Source organism: Ideonella azotifigens, from assembly GCF_006519715.1.
Taxonomy (GTDB): domain Bacteria; phylum Pseudomonadota; class Gammaproteobacteria; order Burkholderiales; family Burkholderiaceae_C; genus Ideonella; species Ideonella azotifigens.
In genome coordinates this window covers 1-8515 of record NZ_VIDT01000193.1, presented here as the reverse complement: position 1 = coordinate 8515, position 8515 = coordinate 1, and the positions used below count along the sequence as shown (strand labels likewise).

Genomic DNA, 8515 nt, shown 5'->3' with positions numbered 1-8515 from the left:
CTAGCGTGGGCTGGCAGCGCTGGGGCTCGTCGCCAGACCCCACCGCCGCCGCGCTGGCACGGCTGTGGCAGCTCGAACTGCCGACGCCGGCCGGTCCGCCACTGGCCTTGCGGGCCTTCCAGGGCCGGCCTTTGCTGGTCAATTTCTGGGCGGCCTGGTGCCAGCCCTGCGTGGCCGAAATGCCGGAGCTGGACCGTTTTGCGGCGACCTGGCAGTTGCAGGGCGGTCAGGTACTGGGCCTGGCCATCGATCAGGCGGAGCCCGTCAAGCATTTTCTGACGCAAACTCCTGTAAGCTTTCCGATTGCGCTGGCCGGCGCCACGGGCCTGAATCTGGTGCGGGATCTGGGCAACAGCGCCGGCGGCCTGCCCTTTACTGTGCTCATCTCCGCCGAAGGTGAAGTGCACGGCCGAAAGTTGGGAGCGACCACGGAAGCTGAGCTGCTCGGCTGGGCAGCTGCGCTGCGCAAGCGCTGAGGACCAAGCGCTCATCTACATTATTTTGGTCCAATTCATCGCAAAAACCGACCAAAGCGCGTAAAGTCCGCGCTTCCTCAGTCAAGCCAGCGTGGCCTGACAGCTGCTGGAGCGAGCAAGATGCCTCCTAAAGATAGGGGGCGTAACTTCCAGTTAGCGCCAGATTCCGCATAATCCAGCGCTTTGCTGCACGTAGCGTGCAGTCGATTTGGTGACGGCACGGCGCTTGCATGTGCTAGCACCTTCCAAGACGTGCCACCCGGCCGTGACCGGGGCCCTTCCCTTCTTCCTGACAGGAGAAAAAATTCCCATGGACCTGCGCAAACTCAAGACCCTGATCGATCTGGTGTCAGAGTCGAACATCGCCGAGCTGGAAATCACCGAGAACGAAGGCAAGGTGCGCATCGTGAAATCGGGCGGCGCCGCCTTTGCTGCGCCGATGATGCCGATGCCGATGGCCAGCGCCCCCATGGCGCCTGCCCCGGCGCTGCCAGCCGCCGACGCCGCACCGGTTGCGCCGGCCGCCGCGACCGGCGTGGCCATCAAGTCGCCAATGGTCGGCACTTTCTACGCTTCGTCCACCCCGGGTGGCAAGCCCCTGGTCGAAGTGGGCAGCGTCATCAAGCTCGGTCAGCCGGTCTGCATCATCGAAGCGATGAAGATCATGAACGAGATCGAAGCCGAAATCACCGGCACGGTGACCCAGGTGCTGGTGCAGAACGGCCAGGCTGTCGAATTCGGCCAGCCGATGTTCATGGTCGAGTGATCGCACCATGTTCAAAAAAATACTGATCGCCAATCGAGGCGAAATCGCGCTGCGCATCCAGCGCGCGTGCAGGGAAATGGGCATCAAGGCGGTGGTGGTCTATTCCGAGGCCGACCGCGACGCCAAGTACGTCAGGCTGGCTGAGGAAGCCGTCTGCATCGGCCCGGCGGCCTCGTCGCTGAGCTACCTGAACATGCCGGCCATCATTTCCACCGCGGAAGTGACCGATGCCGAAGCAATCCACCCAGGCTACGGCTTCCTGTCGGAAAACGCCGACTTCGCCGAGCGGGTGCAGCAAAGCGGTTTTGTCTTCATTGGCCCGACGCCCGAATCGATCCGCCTGATGGGCGACAAGGTCTCGGCCAAGCAGGCCATGATCAAGGCCGGTGTGCCTTGCGTGCCGGGCTCGGAAGGCGCGCTGCCTGAAGACCCGAAGGAGATCATCAAGATCGCCCGCACCGTGGGCTATCCGGTCATCATCAAGGCAGCAGGCGGCGGCGGTGGCCGCGGCATGCGCGTGGTGCACACCGAAGCAGCGCTGGTGAACGCCGTGCAGATGACGCGCACAGAAGCGGGCGCGGCCTTCGGCAATCCGCAGGTCTACATGGAGAAGTTCCTGGAGAACCCACGCCATGTGGAAATCCAGATCCTGGCCGACGAGCACAAGAACGCCGTCTGGCTGGGCGAGCGCGACTGCTCGATGCAGCGCCGCCACCAGAAGATCATCGAGGAAGCGCCGGCACCAGGCATTCCACGCCGCGTGATCGAAAAGATCGGCGACCGCTGCGCAGCGGCCTGCAAGAAGATGGGCTACCGCGGCGCAGGCACTTTCGAGTTCCTGTTCGAGAACGGCGAGTTCTATTTCATCGAGATGAACACCCGCGTGCAGGTGGAGCATCCGGTGACGGAACTGGTCACCGGCATCGACATCGTGCAGATGCAGATCCGCGTGGCCGCTGGCGAGAAGCTGCCTTTCCTGCAGCGCCAGATCGAGATGCGCGGCCATGCCATCGAATGCCGCATCAATGCCGAGGACGCGTACAAGTTCACGCCGTCGCCAGGCCGCATCACGATGTGGCATCCGCCGGGCGGCCCGGGCGTGCGCGTGGATTCGCATGCGTACACCAACTATTACGTGCCGCCGAACTACGACTCGATGATCGGCAAGATCATCGTGCACGGCGACACCCGCGAGCAGGCGCTGGCCCGCATGCGCACCGCTCTCAGCGAGATGGTGGTCGAGGGCATCCAGACCAACATCCCGCTGCACCGCGAGTTGATGGCCGATGCCAAGTTCATCCAGGGTGGCACCAGCATCCACTACCTGGAACACTGGATGAGCGAGCACACGCGCTAAAGGCGCAACGCCACCTTCTTGTGACCCCGACAACGGCCAGGCGCGCACCCGCACGCCTGGCCGTTGCCCCTTGGAAAAAAGGAATGCCGAAGTGGCTTTGTTCGAGTTGGTGCTGAGCGCGCCGCAGACTTTGGTCGAACCGGTGTCCGAGGCCTTGATGAACGAGCTGGACGCCCTGGCCGTGTCGGTCGAGGATGCCGACGCGGACACCGAAGCCGAGCATGCGCTGTTTGGCGAACCGGGCATGCCGGCGCCCAAGCCCGGCTGGGACCGCTCCACGCTGAAGGCCTTGTTCGACACCGAGGACCTCGCCGTGCAGGCCAGCACGCTGCTGCTGGCCCAGGACTGGGCGGCCGGCCTGGGCGTGAAGAGCCTGGGTGAAGTGCCCGAACAGGACTGGGTGCGGCTGACGCAGTCGCAGTTCGAGCCGGTCGAGATCACGCCGGCGTTCTGGATCGTGCCGAGCTGGCATGAACCCCCCGCTGCGGCGAGTCGGGTGATCCGCCTGGATCCGGGCCTGGCCTTTGGCACCGGCACCCACCCGACCACCCGCATGTGCCTGCGCTGGATCGCCGAGCACGCACCGGCGCTGTCGGCCAGCTGGGACAGGGTGCTGGACTACGGCTGCGGCTCCGGCATCCTGGCCATCGGCGCGGCGCTGCATGGCGCAAAGCAGGTCGACGCGGTCGACATCGACCCGGCCGCGGTGACCTCGTCCGAGCACAACGCGGCAGCCAATGGCGTGACGCTGCGCTGTGGCCTGCCGGAACTCGCGCAGGGCAAATACCCGCTGGTGCTGGCCAACATCCTGGCCACGCCGCTGAAGCTGCTGGCACCGCTGCTCAGCACCCACCTGGCGCCCGGCGCGCACCTGGTGCTGGCCGGCATCCTGGACCGACAGGCCGCCGAGTTGCAGGCCGCCTACGCACCCTGGGTCAAGCTGGAAGTGCTGAACCAGGACGACGGATGGATCCTGATGGGCGGCCAGCGCTTGTGACCCGCCCGGACCTTGCGCAGCGCGGCTGCGCAACGCGTTGTGCCGTCGCAGCACGGGCCAGCGCGATGGGCACTGCTCAACCGGCCACGGCCCGGAATCCCCCTGCCGTCATGGCATCATTCCCCGCATGAGTCTGGCCACCCGTTGTCCTGCCTGTGGCACGGTTTTCCGTGTGGTGCAAGACCAGTTGAAGGTCTCGCAGGGCTGGGTGCGCTGCGGCCAGTGCCACGAGGTCTTCAACGCGCTGGAGGGGCTGTTCGAGCTGCCTCCACAGCCGCCCGTCGCGCCACCGCCCGTGCCGGCGCACGGCTTCGGGCCGTCCATCGTCGACCGGTCGACATTCGGCGCCACCTCCGCGGCGACGCAGGCAGTCAACACCGCCAGCGCAACAAGCGCCCAGGCGCCGATGCCGCAATCGTCCTCGGTGGTGTTCACGCACGAGTCCGGCATCCATGTGGACGGCCTGCTCAAGGACCCGCTGAACTACCAGGGCTTCGACCCGGCCGAGCTGGGCCGGCAGCACACCACGGTGTTGGGCAAGCACAGCGGCAGCCATGCGGTGCAGGCGGCCTACCAGGGCCTGGGCCTGAGCCTGGCTGCCGAGCAGGTGCCGGCCTTGCTGGAGCGCATCCGCGGCCATGTGCTGGCCACCAAGCGCACACCGGGGCGGGCCGAGCTGCTGCAGTTCTACCAGGCCTTCCAGCCAGCGCTCTGACGCCGCCTCAGTCAACCGACTTTCCGCCTCAGCCCACCGACCCCACGCCACCCGGAGACCCGAGATGACCGACCTTACCACCCGCCTGAAGGCCCTCTCCAGTGCCAACGAGTTCCTGGAGTTCTTCGGCATCGCGTACGACGAGCAGGTCGTCAACGTGAACCGCCTGCACATCCTCAAGCGCTTCTACCAGTACCTGCACCGAGCCGAGGGACTGGCCGATCTGGACGAGATCGGCCTGTTCAGCCGCTACCGCGCGCTGCTGGGCCGGGCCTACCAGGACTTCACCACCTCGAACGCCGTGACCGAGAAGGTCTTCAAGGTCTTCCAGGACGCGCAGGGCCAGCAGCACGTGTCGCTGGGCTCGCTGCGCGAAAGCCTGGCGCAGCGCCGCGCCGCCTGATCCCCCACCGCTGGCCGCAGCACAGGAGAGCACCCATGCACATCGTCGTCTGCATCAAGCAGGTCCCGGACTCGGCGCAGATCCGCGTCCACCCGGTGACCAACACCATCATGCGCCAGGGCGTGCCGGCCATCGTCAACCCCTACGACCTGTTTGCGCTGGAAGAGGCGCTGCGCCTGAAGGACGAATTCGGCGGGCGCGTCACCATGCTGTGCATGGGCCCGCCGCAGGCCGAAGACGCGCTGCGCAAATGCATCAGCTTCGGCGCGACGGACGCCATCCTGGTGACCGACCGCGCCTTCGCCGGCGCCGACACGCTGGCCACCTCCTACGCGCTGGCCGCGGCCATCCGCAAGATAGCCCAGGAGCAGGCGGTGGACCTGGTGTTCACCGGCAAGCAGACGATTGACGGCGACACCGCCCAGGTCGGCCCCGGCGTGGCCAAGCGCCTGGGCCTGAACCTGCTGACCTACGTGAGCCGCGTCGTGAAGGTGGACCTGGACGCCCGCCGCCTGCAGGTGGAGCGGCGTGCCGAAGGCGGTGTGCAACTGCTGGACACCACCTTGCCCAGCCTGATCACGATGCTCGAAGGCACCAACGAAATGCGCTTTGCCGGCATGGACGACATGCTGCGTGCCGCGCGCTTCCCGGTGCGCCGCTGGAACAAGGAAGACGCCGGCATCGAGGACCTGACGAAGATCGGCCTGAAGGGCTCGCCCACCGTCGTCAGCAAGGTTTTCGGCCCCACGCCGCGCAGCCAGAAGGCCGACCTGATGAGCGTGGTTGACACCAGCCTGAACGACGTCACGCTGAACCTGCTCGACAAGATCTTCACCCAGCACCCGCTGCTGGAAGAAGAGATCGTGTCTCAACTCTCTGTCTGACCAAGGACGCTGCCATGGCTGAAGCCGCCAAACCCGCTGCCCCCCGTCCCGCTGGCCGTGCGGGCCGCAACATGGAGTTGCCCGAGCACCTGAAGGCCTACAAGGGCGTCTGGGTGTTCATCGAGCATGACCGAGGGCAGGTGCACACCGTCAGCTGGGAACTGCTGGGCGCGGGCAGGGTGCTGGCTGACAAGCTGGGCGTGACGCTGCATGGGGTGATCCTGGGTGGGCCGGACGAGCCGCTGGACAGCTTCGCCAAGGAAGCCTACGCCTTCGGCGCCGACACCTGCTATGTGATGCGCGACCCGGTGCTCAAGGGCTACCGCAACGAGCCCTTCACCAAGGGCCTGACCGACCTGGTCAACCAGTACCAGCCGGAGATCGTGCTGCTGGGCGCCACCACCATGGGCCGCGACCTGGCCGGCTCGGTGGCGACCACGCTGGCCACCGGCCTCACGGCAGACTGCACCGAGCTGAACATCGACGGCACCACCCGCGCGCTGGCCGCCACCCGGCCCACCTTCGGCGGCTCGCTGCTGTGCACCATCATGACCCTGGCCTACCGGCCGCAGATGGCCACCGTGCGCCCGCGCGTGATGCCCATGCCCCGGCGCGATGCCAGCCGCAGCGGCACGATCACCGAAGCCACGCTGGGCATGATCGAGACCGACATCGTCACCAAGCTGCTGGCCTTCATCCCGGACGCCAAGCGCAACACCGTCAACCTGGCCTATGCCGACGTGATCGTCTCCGGCGGCAAGGGCCTGAAGCACCCGGACAATTTCAAGCTCGTCTGGGACCTGGCGCGGGTGCTGGGCGCCGAGGTGGGCGCCACGCGGCCGGTGGTCCAGGCCGGCTGGGTGGAGGCCGAGCGGCAGGTGGGGCAGACCGGCAAGACGGTGCGGCCCAAGCTCTACATCGCTGCCGGCATCTCGGGGGCGATCCAGCACCGCGTGGGCATGGAGGCGGCGGACGTGATCGTCGCGATCAACACCGACGCCAACGCGCCCATCTTCGACTTCGCCCACTTTGGCATCGTCGGCAATGCGCTGCAGGTGCTGCCGGCGCTCACCGAAGCCTTCCGCGCCCGGCTCACGCCGCAGATCCGCAAAGTCGCCTGAACGCCGACCCCACAGGAGCAAGAAGATGGCCAACGAAAAGTTTGATGCGATCGTCGTCGGCGCCGGCCCTTCGGGCAATGCCGCGGCCTACACGCTGGCCAAGGCTGGCCTGCAGGTGCTGCAGATCGAGCGCGGCGAATACCCCGGCAGCAAGAACGTGCAGGGCGCCATCCTCTACAGCGACGCGCTGGAGAAGATCATCCCGGACTTCCGCGACGATGCGCCGCTGGAGCGCCACATCATCGAACAGCGCATGTGGATGCTGGACGAGCACAGCTTCGTCGGCACCCACTACCGCAGCGACGACTACAACAAGCCGCCTTACAACCGCTACACCATCATCCGCGCGCAGTTCGACAAGTGGTTCTCATCCAAGGTGCGCGAGGCCGGCGCGCTGCTGATTTGCGAGACCACGGTGGAGCACCTGCTGATGGATGGCGAGCGGGTGATGGGCGTGCACTGCGACCGCCTGGGCGGCGACGTGTTCGCCGATGTGGTGATCCTGGCCGACGGCGTGAACTCCACGCTGGCGCGCAAGGCCGGCTTCCATGGCGAGCTGTCGGCCAAGAACGTGGCGCTGGCGGTGAAAGAGATCCTCTTCATGCCGGAAGAGACCATCCAGGCCCGCTTCAACATCAACGAGGAAGAGGGCGTGGTGATCGAGATGATGGGCTCGGTCACCGAAGGCATGGTGGGCACCGGCTTCCTCTACACCAACAAGGACTCGCTGACGATTGGCGTGGGCTGCATGCTGGCCGACTTCAAGTCCAACCCGAACCGCACCGCGCCGTATGCGCTGCTCGAGAAGCTCAAGCAGCATCCGTCCATCGCGCCGCTGATCGAAGGCGGCGAGATGAAGGAGTATTGCGCCCACCTGATCCCCGAAGGCGGCTTCAACGCGGTGCCCAAGGTCTATGGCGAGGGCTGGATGATCGTGGGCGACTCGGGTGGCTTCGTCAATGCCGTCCACCGCGAAGGCTCCAACCTGGCCATGACCAGTGGCCGGCTGGCTGCCGAGACGGTGATCCAGGCCAAGGCCGCCGGCAAGCCCATGAGCGCGCGCACGCTCAAGGCCTACAAGGACGCGCTGGACCAGAGCTTCGTGATGAAGGACCTGAAGAAGTACCGCCGGCTGCCCGAGGTGCTGGAGAAGAGCCCGCAGTTCTTCACTGCCTACCCCGGCCTGGTCAACAACGCCGCCAAGACCCTGTTCACCGTGGACGGCGTGGACAAGATGACCAAGCAACGCGAGGTGATGGGCAGCTTCACGGCGGCGCGCAGCCTGCGCGGCCTGCTGGGCGACGCCTTCCGGCTCTGGCGCGCCACGCGCTGAGCCTGCCTTCCCACCGACCCCACACCACGCATCCGACGCAAGAGGCCGCCATGACCGTCAATGTCGAAGACAAGCTGTTCCAGAACCGCTACAAGGTCGACCCCGGCCGGCCGCACATCCAGATCAAGGACGCCGCCGTCTGCGCCAACGAATGCGAAGCGCAGCAATGCACCTTCGTCTGCCCGGCGGCCTGCTACAAGGCCGAGGGCAACGGGGCCGTGACGCTGATCACCGACGGCTGCCTGGAATGCGGCAGCTGCCGCGTGATCTGCACCGAACACGCCAACGTCGCCTGGGAGTACCCGCGCGGCGGCCACGGTGTGCTGTTCAAGTTCGGATGAACGTTACCCCATGCAGCGCTGCCTGAGCGGCTCGGCCTCGCGCGCGGTGGCCGCGATGATCGAGCTGACCCTCAGCTCGCGCGGCGGGCCGGTGCCGCTGCATCGCCTTCAGCCGCAGCCGG

At 66.4% G+C, this 8515-nt stretch carries 10 protein-coding genes; all 10 read left to right on the top strand.

Going from position 1 to position 8515, the window contains the following annotated elements:
• Positions 1-476 (top strand): TlpA family protein disulfide reductase (locus FKP22_RS13525; protein ID WP_141288008.1); only part of this gene is annotated, 476 nt, incomplete at its 5' end.
• A gap of 310 nt (positions 477-786) precedes the next feature.
• On the top strand, positions 787-1242 hold the full coding sequence (accB, locus tag FKP22_RS13520) for an acetyl-CoA carboxylase biotin carboxyl carrier protein (protein WP_141288007.1): 456 nt from the start codon (positions 787-789) through the stop codon (positions 1240-1242).
• A gap of 7 nt (positions 1243-1249) precedes the next feature.
• Positions 1250-2599, top strand: coding sequence for an acetyl-CoA carboxylase biotin carboxylase subunit (gene accC, locus FKP22_RS13515; RefSeq protein WP_141288006.1), 1350 nt, complete (start codon positions 1250-1252; stop codon positions 2597-2599).
• A gap of 97 nt (positions 2600-2696) precedes the next feature.
• Complete coding sequence (gene prmA, locus FKP22_RS13510) at positions 2697-3596, top strand: 50S ribosomal protein L11 methyltransferase (RefSeq protein ID WP_141288009.1); 900 nt, start codon at positions 2697-2699, stop codon at positions 3594-3596.
• 127 nt (positions 3597-3723) lie between these two features.
• Entirely contained in the window at positions 3724-4311 is a 588-nt protein-coding gene (locus FKP22_RS33855; RefSeq protein ID WP_141288005.1) for a zinc-ribbon domain-containing protein, read from the top strand.
• Positions 4312-4375: 64 nt separating this feature from the next.
• Complete coding sequence (nifW, locus tag FKP22_RS13500) at positions 4376-4714, top strand: nitrogenase stabilizing/protective protein NifW (protein WP_141288004.1); 339 nt, start codon at positions 4376-4378, stop codon at positions 4712-4714.
• Between the two features lie 35 nt (positions 4715-4749).
• Positions 4750-5598 carry an electron transfer flavoprotein subunit beta/FixA family protein gene (locus FKP22_RS13495; RefSeq protein ID WP_141288003.1) on the top strand — a complete coding sequence of 283 codons (849 nt, stop codon included), beginning with the start codon at positions 4750-4752 and terminating at the stop codon, positions 5596-5598.
• 14 nt (positions 5599-5612) lie between these two features.
• Positions 5613-6719 (top strand): electron transfer flavoprotein subunit alpha/FixB family protein, encoded by a 1107-nt coding sequence (locus FKP22_RS13490; RefSeq protein WP_141288002.1) that lies wholly within the window; start codon positions 5613-5615, stop codon positions 6717-6719.
• Positions 6720-6744: 25 nt separating this feature from the next.
• A complete protein-coding gene (locus tag FKP22_RS13485; protein WP_141288001.1) occupies positions 6745-8052 on the top strand; it encodes an FAD-dependent monooxygenase in 1308 nt (435 codons plus the stop codon).
• A 50-nt stretch (positions 8053-8102) separates the two neighbouring features.
• Positions 8103-8393, top strand: coding sequence for a ferredoxin family protein (locus tag FKP22_RS13480; RefSeq protein WP_141288000.1), 291 nt, complete (start codon positions 8103-8105; stop codon positions 8391-8393).
• Positions 8394-8515 lie beyond the last annotated feature (122 nt).